The following is a 16397-nucleotide window of genomic DNA, read 5'->3' as shown; positions in this document are numbered from 1 at the left end:
CAAAATAGACATGACCCAAAAACCAGTAAAAATTTTAGTAGTCGGTTGCGGCAATATGGGCGCTTCTCATGCATTGGCTTATCATCAACTGGAAGGATTTGAGATTGTTGGACTAGTATCAGGAGGAAAGACCAAGGAAGCCCTGAATGAAAAACTTGGTGGAGGCTATCCTCTTTTTGATGATTTTTACACTGCTATGGATACGACCAAACCCGATGCGGTCAGTATCAATACTTACCCGGATACACACGAGACGTTCGCTGTAGAGGCTTTCGGTAGAGGTTGTCATGTTTTTGTAGAAAAGCCCCTGGCAGATACCGTAGAGGGGGCTAGGAGAGTGGTCAATGCTGCCAAAAAGAGTCATAAAAAATTGGTGGTTGGGTACATATTGAGGCACCACCCTTCCTGGATAAAATTTATTGCCATGAGTCAGGAATTGGGTAAGCCACTGGTGATGCGCATGAATTTAAATCAGCAGAGCGAAGGCAAAATGTGGACCCTACATCGGAATTTAATGAAGAGTTTAAGTCCCATCGTTGATTGTGGGGTACATTATATTGACGTTATGTGTCAAATGACGCGCTCTAAGCCAGCCCAGGTGTATGCAATTGGAGCAAAGTTGACCGACGAAATACCCGATGGGAATTACAACTACGGCAACCTTCAAATTCGCTTTGAAGACGGTTCTGTGGGGTGGTATGAGGCTGGTTGGGGTCCGATGGTCAGCGAAACAGCCTTTTTCATCAAGGACGTGTTTGGTCCAAACGGATCGGTTTCCATCGTGGCCCGAGAGGCCGGAGGATCTGGTAAATCGGACAGCATCGAAGCACATACCAAAACGGAATCCTTGCTCTATCACCGGGCAGCATTGGATGCCGGTGAAAAATTCGCTCATGAGGATGAATGGATTGACCTGAGGGATGAACCCGATCACAATGCCCTCTGTAAACGGGAGCAGGAGTATTTCCTGAAAGCCATCCATCAGGATACAGATCTTAGTGATCATATGGAAGACGCTGTGAATAGTCTGCGAATTGCCTTTGCTTGCGACGAGTCGGTCAGGACAGGGAAAGTAGTGAATTTATAATTTTCAGGAAAAGGTGTTTCTTTTCTATTAAAAAAATACGATTAAAAGTTAACGCATGACACCAAATTTTGATCCCCAAGACTACACCGTGGGCATCATTGGCCTGGGGCTGATGGGGAGTAGTATTGCCGCTTGTATGCTGATGGCCGGTCATCCGGTGATTGGGGTGGAATTGATGCCGGATGCACTGGAAGCAGGCAAGAAAAGGGTCAAAGACCATTTTAAACTGGCGGTAGAAAAAGGACTAATCCAGGGTAAACCAGAAGATTACCTGAAAAAATTCACTGCATCTGCTGAATTAAAAGACTTAAAAGCAACGAAACTAGTCATTGAATCTATCAAGGAAGATAAGGGCCTGAAAGGAGAGGTGTTTCAAACACTGGATGGAATTGTCTCAAAAAATACGTTGATCACCACCAACACTTCCGCCATCCCTATTTCCGATTTGCAGCAATTTGTTAGTTATCCGGAACGTTTTTTTGGCCTGCACTGGATGGAACCCGCCTATACTACACGGTTTCTCGAAGTTATTTGCGGCAAAGACAGCGATTTGGAGAAAGCGCAGTTTCTTTATGATCTAGGTGAACTTTGGCAAAAAGAAACCGTTCTCGTCAAAAAAGACCTTCCAGGGTTTATTGCAAACCGACTTATGTATGCCATGTACCGGGAGGCAATGCATTTGGTGGATAAGGATTATGCCTCGGTGGAAGACGTAGACCGTGCCTGTAGAAATGTTGCTGGCTATTTTTTGCCCATGATGGGAGTATTCCGATGGATGGATTTCACCGGAATCGCTTCCTACAGGGAGGTGATGAAAGACTTGTTTCCTACCCTAAATAACGACCTGGCCCCGGGAAGGGTTATCAATGACATTGTAGATGCTGGAGGAAAGGGCGTCTCAAACGGTCGCGGATTTTATTCCTATACCGAGGAGGAAATAGAAATCTGGAAGGAGCTTTACAGTGAGTTTTCCTACGAAATCAGGGAGCTCACCCAAAAATACCCGGCAGACATTATCCAGCGGAAACTGGAAGAAAAGAAGGCTAAGAAAGCAGCTGAACAGGAAAACAATACGCCTTCTTAAAAGGTTCTGCGGGTTAGTGTAAAGCAGGGGCAATGGGAAGACGCTTTATGACTTCGCCCTCGAACTCCATCATTTCATGCAAGCGGTCGTAGACCGTTTTCTCGTCAAAGTACTGCAACGCCAGTTCAACAAAAATGTTTCCATGTTTTGCCTCTGAGGTCCATAGCATTTTGTAGAATTTTTTTAATTCTTCGTCGGTTTGGGCTTCCGAGACCATGCGGAACCGTTCGCATCCCCTGCATTCCACGATCGACCCCAAAAGCATCCGGGACAGAAACCTGCTTTCGGCAGTTCCGCCATGTGTAAGTGGTGTCAATTGCTTGATGTAAGGGTCCTCCTTCATTTCTTTATTCAGCGGAACGTCTTTTTTTTGCATGATCTCGAAAACCTGTTGAAAATGCTCCAACTCCTCGATGGCCGTTTCAATCATGTCCGGAATGATTTTTACCCGATCCGGATATTTGGCTATTAAGGAAGTTGCCATGGCGGATGCCTTCCTTTCGCAATCGGCATGGTCTTGCAAAAAGGAATTAAAATCAGCCATTACAGCAGCCAGCCATGCTTCAGAGGAGGGGACTTTCAGGTCAATGGAATATTTCATCTGTTTATATTTTTTTTTCAGCGGTCAGATGGAATCTCGCATGCTTGATAATCATCCCTCTGTGTGTCGATCTCGTCATGCTCGATTTCATGTAAATAAATTTTCATAATTTGGCTCTATGATTTTGGTGCTTTCAGAGGGAGCCCATACCTTTGACTCAACGTTCCAAAGTTATGCAAACATTCGTAGCACTTCTGATATTTACCCTTAGCTATGGACTTTTGTTTTTGTCCATGTATCCAGTTAAAAGGTCTGAAAAATTCAATCAATTCACTAGTTCGGCTAAGAATGTCATTTACAGGAAATACGATCTGACTTGGCCTTATTTTATTTCCTTTCTGGGAGGATATTTGCTGGCTTCCGCTATGGTTTACCTGATTCAGGATTCTCTCTGAAATCAGTTTTCCCATAGTTTTTCTTCCGCCTTAAGCGCAGGCTGAAAATCTATGGCCAGGTCATCCATTTTGTTTTTGATAGCGTCGAGACAAAGGTTACCAATACTACCTTCATGGGTATGTATGACACGTGTACCCGGGGAGAAGCGCTTGTTTTCGATATCCATACCTACTTTTTTGTAAGCATCCCGAAACGGCATGCCCCCGAGTACCAGGCGGTTTACTTCTTCTACGCTAAACAGGTAGGCAAACTTTTCATCATCCAGGAGGTCTTGCTGAACGGATATATTCTCCAACATCAACTGGCTGATTTTGAGGCAATCGGTCATCTGCTCAAAAGCAGGAAAGATGGTTTCTTTTAACAATTGCAAATCCCGGTGATAGCCTGTGCCCAGGTTGGTTAATAGCATCAGGATGCTCTGAGGATAACTTTGGATTTGATTGGTTTTGGCACGTACCAGCTCAAATACATCCGGATTCTTTTTATGAGGCATGATGCTCGATCCAGTGGTTAACTCATCCGGGAATCGGATGAAGCCAAAATGCTGGTTCATATACTGGATGGAATCTGTGGCCAGCCGGTTAAGGGTTCCAGCCGTTGCGGCCAGGGCAAAGGAAAGGGATTTCTCGGTTTTTCCCCTGCTATTTTGCGCATTGATTACGTTGTAATGCATGTCTGCAAAGCCTAGCAATTCCGTAGTCATGGACCTGTTTAAGGGAAAGGAGGAGCCGTAGCCAGCAGCAGATCCGAGTGGATTTCGGTTGACCAGGGCGTAAGCAGCCTGCCAGAGGTGCATGTCCTCAGCCAAACTCTCAGCCAGCGAACCGAACCAAAGTCCAAAAGAAGAGGGCATGGCCAGTTGTGTATGTGTGTAGCCGGGCATCAGGTCAGTTTTATGCTTTTCAGCAAGTTGGAGCAAGAGGTTAAACAATTTTCCCACCTCTTCAAGGGTCTGACGAATGGCTTGCCTGTAGTACAGCTTCAGATCCACTAAAACCTGATCGTTTCGGGATCGTCCACTGTGTAGCTTTTTGCCGACATCTCCGTATCGCTCGGTGAGTAAAAATTCTACCTGGCTGTGCACGTCTTCCACTCCCGGAGATATGGAAAATATTCCCTGCTGGATCTCGTCACGGATTTCTTTCAGGCCTTTTTTAAGCAATTGAAGCTCTTCTGAAGTCAATAAATCAATGGATTCCAGCATGATGGCATGTGCCATGGAGCCACTTACATCAAATGGGGCGAGAATCAGGTCAAACTCCGGATCCCGACCGATGGTGAAACTTTCTACTTCTTTTTTGCTCGTTTTGTCTTTTTGCCAAAGTTTCATTTTTTGTTGTCGGTTAGTTTCGAAAAATAGGTCTCCAGTAATGCAATGTACAGCGAAATGCCCTCTTTTATTTCGGTTACATAAATGAATTCATCCGGGGTATGGGATCGGGCTGAATCACCTGGGCCAATTTTAACGGATGGGTAGGGAATCAGCGCCTGATCGGAGAGGGTTGGGCTGCCGAAGGTTTCCAGTCCCATGGATTTTGCCACCGTTAACATCGGATGGGCTGCGTCAATGCGAGAGGAATTTAAGCGCATGGAGCGGGGACGAAGTTCGGCTTTTAAAGATTGCCGTAGCTCATCCAGGGCTTCCTGCAAGGTGTAAGCATCGGTGACGCGTACATCCAAGGTATAAGTACAGAGATCGGGTACCACATTGTGCTGGGAACCGGCCTGTATCAGCGTAGCCGAAACCTTACTGGTACCCAGAAAAGCAGAAACATTTTTAAAACGGAAAGACCGAATGGCGTTCAAATCATCCAATGCTTCGTAAATAGCATTCAGCCCCTCCTCCCTGGCTGCATGTCCGGCTTTGCCTTTCACCAGCGCATCGATTACCATCAAGCCTTTTTCTGCTACGGCCATTTTTAATCGGGTCGGCTCGCCTACTACAGCAACGCTCAATTCAGGGAGTTCCGGAATAAGGGACTCGATTCCACCTTTTCCGCTGATCTCTTCCTCTGCTGAGGCCACCAACAGCAGGTTTACTGGTAAAGGTTGGTTTCTGAAATGCATAAAGGCCGCTATTAAGGCCACCAAGGATCCTCCAGCGTCGTTAGACCCCAGACCAAATAGTTTTCCGTCTTTTTCTATCGGTTCGAAGGGGTCCAGCGTATATCCCTGATTGGGTTTTACCGTATCGTGGTGGGAGTTAAGCATGACCGTTGGTCGGGCAGGATCATAACCATCTGCATAAGCCCAAATATTATTTCCCTTTTGATGTATGGAGACACCCTTTTTTTCGAGAAAGGCGCGGATTATCGCCGCTGTTTGATTTTCGGATCGGCTAAGGGAAGGAGTCCGGATCAGGTCCTTAAGTAATTCCAGGGCTTCTGTATGCAGTTGGTTGAGGGATTCCAAAGTGGGTTAGGGGTTAGATCAGTACAAACCATATTTTTGGGATTCTATAATGGTACCGGCATTTTTTCCTTTAGAGGCTAAAAGCAGGTTTTCCGGTAAGCCAAGCCAAACATGATTAACCCCCTTATTAAGTGCTTTGAAAGCATTTTCCAATTTGGGTATCATGCCGGAATGGATGATCTCATCCCGGATAAGTTCCTTATAGATATCATCATTTATCAGTGGAATGAGTGAAGCTTCATTGTTAGCATCCATTAATACACCGGTTTTATCAAAGCAAAAATAAAGGTTTACTTTGTGTTTTTTTGCCAGGGCGGTTGCGATTTCCGAGGCAATGGTATCCGCATTTGTATTCAAAAGTTGCCCCTTTCCGTCATGTGTGATGGCACTGAAAACCGGCGCAATGGCCTGTTGTAACAGCGATTCCAACAATTCGGTATGAACCTGTTCTACGTCCCCGACGAACCCATAATCCACCTCCTTCTCGGGTCTTTTGTGGGATCGGATGGCATTTCCGTCTGCCCCTGTCAGACCGATTGCCATCTGACCGTAGGTATAGAGCTGCGCTACGAGATTCTTATTGATCAGGCCGGCATAGACCATGGTGACCAGATCCAGGGTTTCTTTGTCTGTGATTCTTCTTCCCAGATGCATTTTGGGTTGGATTCCGAGGGATTTACCAATGCGGCTTGCCATAACACCTCCCCCGTGAACCAGTACCTTTTTTCCGGGGAATTTTGAAAATAACTTAAGAAATTGGGTGGATTTTTCAGGATGATCGATTACGTTTCCACCGATTTTGATAACGCTGATGTCCATGGAAAGGAGGTTTTAAAGCAAGCTGTCAATAACTGCCTGTGCTGCAAAAATTCGGTTTTTGGCTTGATTTTGCACCAGACTACGGTTTCCATCCAAAATTTCATCACTTAGTTCCAGGTTTCGTCTCACCGGTAAGCAATGCATGACTTTTGCCTTTGAATTTGACCCCAACTTGTTTTCGTTCAATAACCAATTTTCATCTACTTTGAGAATTTTCCCATAAAGATTGAAAGCACTCCAGTTTTTGACATAAACGAAATCAGCATCTTCCAACGCCTTTTTTTGATTGTATTCTATAGTGGCGCCTTTTGTAAATTGTTCGTCCAACTCGTAACCTACCGGATGCGTGATGGTCAGGTCGTGCCCGCAGCCCACAGCCCATTCTGAAAAAGAATTAGCCACTGCATGAGGAATGGATTTGATATGTGGGGCCCAGGTGAGAACCACCTTTGGTTTTCGTTTTTCCGGAAAATGTTCTTTTATCGTCACCATATCTGCCAGACTTTGCAAGGGATGCCGCACAGCGCTCTCCAGACTGATAACAGGAATACCCGAATACCGAATAAATTGGTTGAGTATAAAATCCTGGCTGTCTTCCTCTTTGTTTGTAAGAGAAGGGAATGCCCGAATAGCAAGAAAATCAAAGTAATTGCCCAAGACAGCAGCCGCATCCTTAATGTGTTCTACCTTGTTTTTATTCATCAGTACGCCGTCCTGCATTTCCAGGGCCCAGGTATCCTTATCCATATTTAACACAAAACTTTCCACTCCCAGATTGGAAGCAGCCAGCTGAGTACTTACCCGGGTCCTCAAACTGGGATTTAAAAAAATCAAGCCTAATCGCTTGCCTTTCCCTTTATCCTGTGCTTGCAATGGAGCTGATTTATAGGTCAGGGCTTTTTCGATAAGGGATGTTGCCAGAGAACTGCTTTCAAATTGAGTGAAATTTTTCATGGTTTTATTAAATGTGCTTTTGGTTCGATTACTTTTTTCAAACTATCCAGAAAATGCCTCAATTCTGCTTTTTGTATTCCTAAAGGAGGAAGGAGGCGGATGGTTTCTTTTGTGGCAGCACTGCCGGTAAATATGCGGTGTGTTTGGACCAGTTCGGTACGGTAAGGGGCTGCTATTTCCTTTAGATCAAAACCGATCATCAAGCCTTTACCTCTCAGTGCAGCGATTGCAGAAAATTCGCTGGTCAGGGCATTTAACAGGAAATCGCCCTGTACTGCCGCATTTTCCATTAAATTTTCCTTTTCCAGAATTTCCAACACAGCCAATCCTGCCGCACATGCCAAATGATTTCCCCCAAAAGTGGTTCCAAGCAGGCCAAAATTAGCCTTAAATTTAGGATGGATCAAAACCCCACCGATCGGAAACCCGTTTCCCATACCCTTGGCTACTGTGATTAAATCCGGCTCCAGGCCCACGGTCCATTGATGAGCAAAAAACTTGCCGGTTCTCCCGTAACCAGCTTGCACTTCATCAACTATTAAAATGGCATCGTATTTTCGAGCCAATGCCGACAAGCCTCGCAGAAAATCGGGATCAGCGATCCGTATTCCATTCACACCTTGAATGCTCTCAATGATTATAGCAGCGATTTCATTGGTATTTAATGTGTTTTCTACTGCATCCAGATCATCCATTTCTTCAAAAAAAACTTGGTGACCGGCGTTAAAGGGAGCAACAATTTTTGGATTGTCCGTAACGGCTACCGCACCGGATGTCCTTCCATGAAAAGCACCTTTAAAAGCAATGACTCCTGGTTTACCGGTATGAAAGGAAGCTAATTTCAGTGCATTTTCATTGGCTTCTGCTCCGGAATTGCACAAAAAGAGGTGGTAATCGGGGTACCCGGAAAGGTTACCCAATTTTTCCGCTAATTCTGCTTGCAAGGGGATCTTAACCGAATTGGAATAAAATGCTATTTTTTCCAGTTGCTTCTGCAATCGAGCTACGAAATGGGGATGACTATGGCCTACTGATATTACGGCATGACCTCCATACAAGTCAAGGTACTTTTTTCCTTCGTCATCCCAAATATAGGCTCCCTGTGCCTTTACAGGGGTCACTTGCATCAAAGGATATACATCAAATAGCTTCATTCGTTGAAGTTTTGGTTTTCTAAACTATAGCAATATTGTTTTTATTAAAAAGCACTGCTTTTTAATCGCAGCCCGGTTTTTTCATCCAGCCCAAATGCCAGGTTCATATTTTGTACCGCTTGTCCGGAAGCCCCTTTTAATAAATTGTCAGTAATCGAATAAATCGCCAGTTGGCCGGCTTCTTTTTTTAGGTGAACAATGCATTTATTGGTATTGACCACTTGTTTTAGGTCAATATCCTCATGGCTGACATGGGTAAAGGCAGCCTCTTTATAAAAATCCAGGTATACTTTCCGGGCCTCCTCCAGGCTCCCAGAAAATGGGAAATAGGCCGTTACCCATATTCCCCGGCAAAAGTTACCTCGATTAGGTACAAATAGAATCGGCCCTTTGAAAGTAGGATCCAGCTGTCCGAAGGTCTGGTTGATTTCCTTTAAGTGCTGGTGGGAAAACAACTTGTACACCGAAGCGTTCTGGTTTCGCTGACTAAAGTGAGTAGTTGTGGATAATTTTTTGCCCGCTCCTGTGCTTCCGGTGATTCCATTGACGTGCAGGGATTCGGTGCACCATCCTTTCTTTACAGCAGGGGCAAGCGCTAATTGAATTCCTGTAGCAAAACAACCTGGATTGGCAATTTTCATTGCTTTTTTTATTCGGGCAGCATTCACTTCCGGCAAACCGTAAACGAATCCTTCGGACTCGTCTCGGAAATCCGTACTTAAATCTATGATAACTGTTTTTGATCCGAAATGGTGGGCTTTCAGAAAGGGTCGGGCTTCTCCATGCGGGAGACAAAGAAAGACCAGGTCCAGTCCATCGGTGGCAATCTGATCCGTAAATACCAGGTCTGCATCCCCAATTAAATCCGGATGGACGGCTTCCAGTGGTTTGCCATTCTGACTATTGCTGTGGATCCATTGAATGGCTACATTAGGGTGGTTTATCAGCAATCGGATCAATTCCCCTCCGGTATATCCAGCAGCACCGACGATTCCTGTTTTAATGGTTGTCATGATTATTCGGCTGGTTTACATTATGAAAAATGGCTGTTTGATTGCCTAATATTCGGGTAAAACCTTTGACATCCTCTGCGGTGTACCCTTTGTTCATCTCTCCGTAACTTCCAAATTTGGAAGACATGAGGTCATGTTCGGAGCGGATACCGATCATATTAAATCGATAAGGGTTCAATTGGATTTTTACTTCCCCACTAACGTAGGTTTGGGTGTCGGCCATAAAGGCCTCCAGGTTTCGCATAACCGGGTCCAGGTAGTGACCTTCGTGCAGGTGATTGCCGTAAAATTCCGCCATTTGGTTTTTCCAATAAGTCTGCCATTTGGTGAGGGTGTGCTTTTCCAGCAATTGGTGTGCCTTTATAATAAGGAGCGGAGCGGCCGCTTCGAAGCCTACCCTTCCTTTGATACCAATTATGGTATCCCCAACATGTATATCTCTTCCTATACCGAAAGGCCCGGCTATTTCCTGGATTTTTAATATGGCAGCTACCGGATGATCAAATGATTCTCCATTTACCTGATTGATTTCTCCCTTTTCAAATCCAATGGTAAGGGTCTCCGCTTCGGTTTTGCTTACCTGGGTAGGGTAGGCATCTTCGGGTAAGGCCTGATCAGAGGTCAGGGTTTCTTTTCCTCCCACGGAAGTTCCCCAAATGCCCTTATTGATGGAATAAGCTGCCTTTTCAAAATTCATGTGCACATCGTGCTTTTTGAGATAGTTGATCTCTTCCTCCCTGCTCAGTTTGAGGTCCCTGATGGGAGTAATGATTTCCGCCTGCGGAAGGATGGTTTGAAAAATCATGTCAAACCTAACCTGGTCATTTCCTGCTCCGGTACTTCCATGGGCCACGGCAGTAGCTCCGATACCTTTAGCATATTCTGCAAGGGCCTTGGCCTGTAAGATTCTTTCAGCACTTACTGACAGCGGATAGGTTTGGTTTTTAAGAACGTTGCCAAAAATTAAATATTTAAGGACTTCTTCATAATAGGTGCTGGTGACATCGAGGACTTTAAAAGAGGCAACACCCAGTTTTTTTGCTCTGGCTTCTATATTCTCCAATTCCGCCTGCTCAAATCCGCCGGTGTTGACCAAAACAGCGTGAACTTCAAATCCTTTTTCTTTGCTCAGATGGATGGCACAAAAAGTGGTGTCCAAACCGCCACTGTATGCTAAAACTACTTTTTTCATATTTAAGGTTATCGTTATAAAGACTTGCTTCCGGCGAGTCTTTACTTAAGATGATTGATTAACTTTTTCTTTTACCTTGGCAAGGGCATTTCTTTTTCCTCTGGCAATATTAAGAAACATGGCTCGTTTGATTTTGATCAAACGCTCAAAAAGGCTGAGATTCTTCTTAAATTCTGCAGAAAGTTTCTTCTGCTCCGCTTTTTTTACATTTTTGGGCTCGTAAAGCATCGCCGTACACAAGCAGTTTGAGCGGTTCTTGCTCATCAGAATGGGATAATTCACACAGCTTTGACATCCTTTCCAGAAATCATCATCGGTGGTGAGGTCGGAGTAGCTGACCGGATAGTAGCCTAGTTCGGAGTTTATTTTCATGACGGCAGCGCCTGTGGTAAGCCCGAAGATCTTTGCATCCGGGAATTTTTTGCGGCTGAGTTTGAATACTTCCCGTTTAATTTCCCGGGCCAAGCCGTGTTTCCGGAACTCTGGAGACACGATCAGGCCCGAATTGGCAACGAATTTCCCGTGGCCCCAAGCCTCTATATAACAAAAACCCGCCCATTGTCCGGTTTTAGATAGTGCGATTACCGCCTTCCCCTCCCTCATTTTGGTTTGGATGTATTCCGGTGACCTTTTGGCTATTCCTGTCCCCCGGGCCTGAGCGGAGCGTTCCATTTCTTCGGTAATGGTCTCTGCGTAGTGGCAATGTTCTTCTGCCGCTGGTTTTATGATGAATTTCTGGTTAGACATGTTGTCATTGTTTTGGGCTTACCGGCTATTCCCATCTGATTTGCTTTTTGACAGTCAGCCCTAGGAAGGTAATTGAGATGAATAATTGAATGCGTTCGATTTGGAAGTATCCACATAGGATACGATATAAAGTATACAGGGACTATGCCCTGAACACATTCCTGAAAGTTTTGAGGGAAAACAATATCGGATACCCAAAAAGATTATCATGGGCAAGGTAAATCAGGGAGGATATGTGCGTCTCTTTTATCATTGGAAAACCATACAAATATTTATTTATTTGATCAAAAATACAAATTTTAGGAGCAGATTGTATATTCGGTCATTTTGACAATGATAATGCGCTTAATTTTGTATTTTGAATACGCATTAATCTCGATTATTTAAAGACACAAATGTTATTTTTCACATTCATTTTTCACTATATAAAGAAAGTAGGTTAATATTATAGGAAGTTTTTTTTATTTTTAATTAGAAATTGACTTTAGCCTGTTTTTTGTTGCATGGTATAACCGAACCAAACAACAAAAATAAAATGGCAAAATGTTTTGCACTAATGGGTTGGAGTTTACCCGTAATAGAAAGTATGCGAAAACTCAACAAACCGTATGTAGTTGTTTCCTACCCGGATTTTGAGGGGTATGCCAAAGAAAACGACATTCCGTTTGTATCCTACCAATTTAACGAATGGAGTGATTCTTCCAATTCACTCGATTTGAAAGAAAAGTTGGATGCCTTCGGTGCAGACGTAGCTGTTCCGCTTTTTGAAGAGACGGTTGAATGGGCTGGTGCTTTGAACTCTTTGTATAGAGATGATCCCCGTGTATTGAACAGGGCTTTTTTGTTTCGAAACAAAGCCATGATGAAAAGAAAAGCCTTAATTGGAGGCCTTCGGGTTGGACTTTTTGAGGAGGTTTATAATAAAGAAGGTGTAAAAAACTTTATGAATCGACTTAACCAGGCCAATCTTCAGATAGATGGAGAAGAAGATAGCTGGGTTCACATCAAGCCTTTTGCTTCTGCCGGAACGGTGGGACACCGCTTGCTACGATCTCAAGCCGATGTGGATGCCAAATGTCAGGACGATGATTTTCCTTGTTTGGCTGAAAGTCACCTTCCCGGAAAAGAATTTTCATGTGAGGCTTTTATTCATGGAGGAAAGATACGTTTCATGAATATCACCGAATACGTAAAATTGGGTTATTCCAACTTTATTCCGGAAGGAAACTACCTTCATACCAAAAGGGATAAGATATTAAAGGAAATGCAAAAGCTCGTCGATCTATTCGGGATCCAATACGGAATGATTCACCCGGAGTGGTTTTTGACGGAAAACGACGAACTGAGCTTTGGAGAGGTTGCCTGTAGAATTCCAGGAGGACATATTTTGGAACTTTGCGGGCAGGCTTACGGGTTTGATGCATTGGGCGCATTCGTGTTATGCCATGATCCGGATCTCAGCGAGGAGGAACTCAAACAAATTTTACCTCCCTTGGATGCCCGACCAAAAACATTCTATGGAAATGTGATGATTTATCCTCATAAAAATCAAATTTCCAAACTTATAATTCCCGAAGAATTGAAAGAAGAATCGTACTTTCTGGATCATAATCTGGTACCTCCACTCAGCAGTCAAAAAATTAGTGATCGTGAAGGTTTTGGAAATCATTTCGGAACAGTTAATTTTAAGGGAGATGATCCCGACAGAATGACTGAGTTATTGCTACATTATGAGAATGTAGATTTTTATCATTAGAAACATATTTTATAAATCAGAATTTATGCAAGAAGGAGTGATCTCAGAAAGTAACCTGGCATCTTTTGAAGAGTTGTTTGAGAATTATGTGTCGGCGACCCCGCTGACAAAGAGAGAGAAGGCCCAAAAAATCATGGGCCAGTTGGATACCTGGTGCAACAAGCTGGAAGGCATACGAGAGGTGTATGATAAGGTGCCTGACCTGACCAAGGCAGGAATCTTCAAGGACAGCCCATGGGAACACCCTGGTAAATTGGTACCTCAACTGGTTAACGGGACCTACAAAAGTGGCCATCCAAATTCCACCATTGAGCTCCTAAGTGAGCTGAGAATGCTGGCAATATTGGAAGGCAATATTGCTGGTTCAGCGGCCCAAAAGGAAGAAGCCGATAATTACCTGCAGGAAGTTTTGGTTTACAATTTGGAATTTGTTTTTAATGAACCTCAGGAAGAAACCAGACTGGTGATGAGTGAGCATGAGCTAAGTAAAGTTCATGCCCTCTTCCAGTTTATCCTGGAAAAAATCGAGTTATCCAAGGTCAAATCCAAATTGGTCGAAGAGTTGACGCTTATTTGTGAACAAAGACCGGTAGTAACCGAAAAGCAACGAAGAATCATCGCGCTGGTAAAGGAGAAAATTGAGTTAAATCCAGACAATCCTGCAGACATGGAGTTGTTGGCCTTTCAGCGAGCTATTTACAAGCCGTCACCGGCCTCAGATGGCAAAGACCATGCGTCTTACGGAGAACTGCTCCAGACCATGACAATCGAATCGCTGGAAAAAGAGGCCAAAGCGATGGGAGACAGCATGCTTCAGTTTGGACTTGTCAGTACCTTTCAGGCTACTTTGTTGTTGCACCTGGTGAATAAAGAATATCACGAACTGATTCCTGTTTGCCTGGGTTTGAATCCTACGGGTGTTGCCCGATTTAATGAATTCAAAGATTTTGTCTGTTATTTGATTATTCAGGTAATCCACCCTTTTAATGCACAGTGCATCTTTGGGTTGGCTAAGATGCTTGAAAATGGAATCATTTCCAGGGAAGCCGTAAGGTCGGGACTTTATAATCTGTGTAAAATCAGCATCCATCCGGAAGTAACTAAACGCATTCTGAAGTCAACCCGGACACCTCACGAAAAAGTAAGCCCCAAGCAATACCTTATTGGAGCTTTGCTAAGGATATTGGGTCAACCTCTGGGCGTGGGTCAGGGAAATAACCCTACCTGTCAGAGTGCCCGTGGTATCAGCATGTGGAGCCAGCATGCTCCGGCAAAGCTGATTCACATGGTCCAAACAGCTGCGGTACATAATGACCTGAGTTTTCGATTTGAAGGACAGGAGATTAGCTATTCGACAACTATCGACGGACTGGTGCAAAACCTGGACCATCACCTGGACGCTGTTTCTGTCACTTTGGTTCCCATGCTTGACAGGGTGTACAATGAGATGATGCGAAGAGCATCTGGAAGAGGGGAAGACCCTCATAAATGGGCGAATCCGGGATTGTACGGACAATGGGTTCAAATTGGCTTTGCCTCTGCTTACGATTATCTCTCCAATGCCATCGTAGATTTTGATGGTTTTATTAGGGTATTCTATGCCATGTGTCACCCTCGGTATAACGGGGGGCACCGACTGGTATACCCCAATCCGGTGGGTATTTTTATCACTTCCGCCAAAGGCGAAATGCTTGGATTTCATGCTATCTCGCTACTGCGAGTTGACGAAGATCCGTCGGGAAAAGTTCGGGCTTATTTTCTAAATCCTAACAACGAGGGCCGTCAGGACTGGGGACAGGGGATAAAACCTTCTGTCTATGGAAACGGAGAGATTCATGGGGAATCATCGTTGCCCCTTTACCAGTTTGCAGCAAGGGTTTATGCTTTTCACTATAATAACTTGGAGGCTTCCTCCAAAATGGATAAAATACCTCAGGCTGAAGTAGAAAAAGTTAAAAAAATTGCCAAAGATAGCTGGGGGAAATCGTATACTTGGCTGGAAATTAAAAAACAATGGTAAAACATTCTTCTAGAATTGAATTAAAACAAAGTGCGTATAAAAGCAATGTTAATTTTATTAGAAAGAAAATAGGTGAAAAACCCATTCTCTCTTCCGTGGTCAAAGCTAATGCCTATGGTCACGGAATTGAGTCTTTTGTGCCCATGGCAGAAAAATGTGGTATCAATCACTTTTGTGTAGCTTCTTCCTTTGAGGCTGAGCAGGTGTTGAGCGTATGCAAACCCGAAAGTCAAATCCTGATAATGGGAATAATTTACGAAGAAGATCTGGAATGGGCGGTCGCTCACGACATTGCCTTCTTCGTGTACTATTTTGATCGCCTGCCAAAAGCACTGGAAGCTGCCAAAAAAGTGGGAAAGAAAGCCAAAATACACCTTGAAGTGGAAACTGGGGCGAATAGGACGGGTATGAACGCCAAGGAGTTTCCCAAATCAATAGCCTACTTGAAAAAAAATGAGGATTGGCTAGTGTTTGAAGGGTTATGTACCCATTTCGGCGGGGCCGAAAGTTTCAGCAACCAGTTTAAAATCGATCGGCAGCACAAAAAGTACAAAGAGTTTCTCCGGCAATGCAAGGAGAAAAAATTTATGCCACAGCTCCGGCATATAGCCTGTTCCGCTGCCGCTCTGGCCATGAAGGATACAGTGTATGATCTGGTACGAATAGGAGTGGCGCAGTATGGATTCTGGCCCAGTCCCGATATTTATTTTTCTCACCTACACGAAACCAACAAAAAATCCGATACTTCCCTGAAGCGGATTTTTAGCTGGAAAACAGATGTCATGGATATTCGGGAAGTAGATAAGGGGGAGTTTATTGGATATGGTACTGCTTTTCAGGCTACGCAGAAAATGACAATAGCGGTATTGCCTTTGGGGTATTCTAATGGCTATCCACGCGCCCTTTCCAATAGGGGACAGGTCCTTATCCGGGGTAAAAAAGCACCCATTGTAGGTTTGATCAACATGAACCTGTTTATGGTAGACATCAGTCATATACCCGGAGTGCAAGTGGGGGAGGAAGTGGTATTGATAGGAAGACAAAATAACAACGTGATCAATGTTTCCAGTTTTACCAATGTCACCCAACTGCTGAATAATGAGATGTTAAGCCGCTTACCAGCTGCCATACCTCGGACCGTGGTCCGATAGGCTATCCGGGC

At 44.2% G+C, this 16397-nt stretch carries 15 protein-coding genes; 6 read left to right on the top strand and 9 right to left on the bottom strand.

What is annotated here, in order from left to right; genetic code table 11:
* Positions 1–10 precede the first annotated feature (10 nt).
* Positions 11–1087 carry a Gfo/Idh/MocA family protein gene (locus GKS34_RS04320; protein WP_163383553.1) on the top strand — a complete coding sequence of 359 codons (1077 nt, stop codon included), beginning with the start codon at positions 11–13 and terminating at the stop codon, positions 1085–1087.
* 55 nt (positions 1088–1142) lie between these two features.
* A complete protein-coding gene (locus GKS34_RS04315; RefSeq protein ID WP_163383552.1) occupies positions 1143–2171 on the top strand; it encodes a 3-hydroxyacyl-CoA dehydrogenase family protein in 1029 nt (342 codons plus the stop codon).
* Positions 2172–2184: 13 nt separating this feature from the next.
* Here GKS34_RS04315 and GKS34_RS04310 read toward each other — a convergent pair whose 3' ends face one another.
* A complete protein-coding gene (locus GKS34_RS04310; RefSeq protein WP_163383551.1) occupies positions 2185–2772 on the bottom strand; it encodes a MiaE family protein in 588 nt (195 codons plus the stop codon).
* A 173-nt stretch (positions 2773–2945) separates the two neighbouring features.
* Here GKS34_RS04310 and GKS34_RS04305 point away from each other — a divergent pair, with 173 nt between their 5' ends.
* Positions 2946–3167 carry a hypothetical protein gene (locus GKS34_RS04305; RefSeq protein WP_163383550.1) on the top strand — a complete coding sequence of 74 codons (222 nt, stop codon included), beginning with the start codon at positions 2946–2948 and terminating at the stop codon, positions 3165–3167.
* Between the two features lie 2 nt (positions 3168–3169).
* Here the strand turns inward: GKS34_RS04305 and argH are convergent, their stop codons facing one another.
* From argH to GKS34_RS04265, 8 genes are read right to left on the bottom strand one after another with little or no spacing between them, the layout of a single operon-like run.
* Positions 3170–4498 carry an argininosuccinate lyase gene (gene argH, locus GKS34_RS04300; protein ID WP_163383549.1) on the bottom strand — a complete coding sequence of 443 codons (1329 nt, stop codon included), beginning with the start codon at positions 4496–4498 and terminating at the stop codon, positions 3170–3172.
* Complete coding sequence (locus tag GKS34_RS04295; RefSeq protein WP_163383548.1) at positions 4495–5580, bottom strand: M20 family metallo-hydrolase; 1086 nt, start codon at positions 5578–5580, stop codon at positions 4495–4497. The genes argH and GKS34_RS04295 overlap by 4 nt, the downstream gene beginning before the upstream one ends.
* Before the next feature lie 18 nt (positions 5581–5598).
* Positions 5599–6399, bottom strand: coding sequence for an acetylglutamate kinase (gene argB, locus GKS34_RS04290; protein ID WP_163383547.1), 801 nt, complete (start codon positions 6397–6399; stop codon positions 5599–5601).
* A 12-nt stretch (positions 6400–6411) separates the two neighbouring features.
* Complete coding sequence (locus GKS34_RS04285; protein ID WP_163383546.1) at positions 6412–7353, bottom strand: Rossmann-fold NAD(P)-binding domain-containing protein; 942 nt, start codon at positions 7351–7353, stop codon at positions 6412–6414.
* Positions 7350–8507 (bottom strand): aspartate aminotransferase family protein, encoded by a 1158-nt coding sequence (locus tag GKS34_RS04280; protein ID WP_163383545.1) that lies wholly within the window; start codon positions 8505–8507, stop codon positions 7350–7352. Before GKS34_RS04280 ends, GKS34_RS04285 begins: the two co-directional genes overlap by 4 nt.
* A gap of 44 nt (positions 8508–8551) precedes the next feature.
* The gene (gene argC / locus GKS34_RS04275; protein ID WP_163383544.1) at positions 8552–9520 is read right to left on the bottom strand and encodes an N-acetyl-gamma-glutamyl-phosphate reductase; all 969 of its coding nucleotides are present in this window, start codon (positions 9518–9520) and stop codon (positions 8552–8554) included.
* Positions 9507–10712, bottom strand: coding sequence for an argininosuccinate synthase (gene argG / locus GKS34_RS04270; protein ID WP_163383543.1), 1206 nt, complete (start codon positions 10710–10712; stop codon positions 9507–9509). Before argG ends, argC begins: the two co-directional genes overlap by 14 nt.
* Before the next feature lie 45 nt (positions 10713–10757).
* A complete protein-coding gene (locus tag GKS34_RS04265) occupies positions 10758–11459 on the bottom strand; it encodes a GNAT family N-acetyltransferase (protein ID WP_163383542.1) in 702 nt (233 codons plus the stop codon).
* Positions 11460–11994: 535 nt separating this feature from the next.
* Here GKS34_RS04265 and GKS34_RS04260 point away from each other — a divergent pair.
* The 3 genes from GKS34_RS04260 to alr are packed head-to-tail and all read left to right on the top strand — an operon-like array spanning position 11995 to position 16386.
* Positions 11995–13215 carry an ATP-grasp domain-containing protein gene (locus GKS34_RS04260; protein ID WP_163383541.1) on the top strand — a complete coding sequence of 407 codons (1221 nt, stop codon included), beginning with the start codon at positions 11995–11997 and terminating at the stop codon, positions 13213–13215.
* Between the two features lie 25 nt (positions 13216–13240).
* Positions 13241–15235, top strand: a complete 1995-nt coding sequence (locus tag GKS34_RS04255) for a hypothetical protein (RefSeq protein WP_163383540.1) — start codon at positions 13241–13243, stop codon at positions 15233–15235.
* Positions 15229–16386 carry an alanine racemase gene (alr, locus tag GKS34_RS04250; RefSeq protein ID WP_163383539.1) on the top strand — a complete coding sequence of 386 codons (1158 nt, stop codon included), beginning with the start codon at positions 15229–15231 and terminating at the stop codon, positions 16384–16386. The genes GKS34_RS04255 and alr overlap by 7 nt, the downstream gene beginning before the upstream one ends.
* The last annotated feature ends 11 nt before the right edge of the window (positions 16387–16397 follow it).

The sequence above is a fragment of the Cyclobacterium jeungdonense genome (assembly GCF_010994275.1).
GTDB lineage: Bacteria > Bacteroidota > Bacteroidia > Cytophagales > Cyclobacteriaceae > Cyclobacterium > Cyclobacterium jeungdonense.
The sequence above is the reverse complement of the archived record's forward strand: the minus strand, read 5'-3'. Positions and strand labels throughout refer to the sequence as shown.

What these genes read in the sequence shown, in the direction of transcription:
- GKS34_RS04305 (WP_163383550.1), top strand. Translation starts at nt 2,946, where the DNA reads ATGCAAACATTCGTAGCACTTCTGATATTTACCCTTAGCTATGGACTT.
- GKS34_RS04280 (WP_163383545.1), bottom strand. Translation starts at nt 8,507, where the DNA reads ATGAAGCTATTTGATGTATATCCTTTGATGCAAGTGACCCCTGTAAAG.
- GKS34_RS04310 (WP_163383551.1), bottom strand. Translation starts at nt 2,772, where the DNA reads ATGAAATATTCCATTGACCTGAAAGTCCCCTCCTCTGAAGCATGGCTG.
- argB (WP_163383547.1), bottom strand. Translation starts at nt 6,399, where the DNA reads ATGGACATCAGCGTTATCAAAATCGGTGGAAACGTAATCGATCATCCT.
- argH (WP_163383549.1), bottom strand. Translation starts at nt 4,498, where the DNA reads ATGAAACTTTGGCAAAAAGACAAAACGAGCAAAAAAGAAGTAGAAAGT.
- GKS34_RS04320 (WP_163383553.1), top strand. Translation starts at nt 11, where the DNA reads ATGACCCAAAAACCAGTAAAAATTTTAGTAGTCGGTTGCGGCAATATG.
- argG (WP_163383543.1), bottom strand. Translation starts at nt 10,712, where the DNA reads ATGAAAAAAGTAGTTTTAGCATACAGTGGCGGTTTGGACACCACTTTT.
- GKS34_RS04285 (WP_163383546.1), bottom strand. Translation starts at nt 7,353, where the DNA reads ATGAAAAATTTCACTCAATTTGAAAGCAGTTCTCTGGCAACATCCCTT.
- GKS34_RS04255 (WP_163383540.1), top strand. Translation starts at nt 13,241, where the DNA reads ATGCAAGAAGGAGTGATCTCAGAAAGTAACCTGGCATCTTTTGAAGAG.
- GKS34_RS04260 (WP_163383541.1), top strand. Translation starts at nt 11,995, where the DNA reads ATGGCAAAATGTTTTGCACTAATGGGTTGGAGTTTACCCGTAATAGAA.
- GKS34_RS04315 (WP_163383552.1), top strand. Translation starts at nt 1,143, where the DNA reads ATGACACCAAATTTTGATCCCCAAGACTACACCGTGGGCATCATTGGC.
- GKS34_RS04265 (WP_163383542.1), bottom strand. Translation starts at nt 11,459, where the DNA reads ATGTCTAACCAGAAATTCATCATAAAACCAGCGGCAGAAGAACATTGC.
- argC (WP_163383544.1), bottom strand. Translation starts at nt 9,520, where the DNA reads ATGACAACCATTAAAACAGGAATCGTCGGTGCTGCTGGATATACCGGA.
- alr (WP_163383539.1), top strand. Translation starts at nt 15,229, where the DNA reads ATGGTAAAACATTCTTCTAGAATTGAATTAAAACAAAGTGCGTATAAA.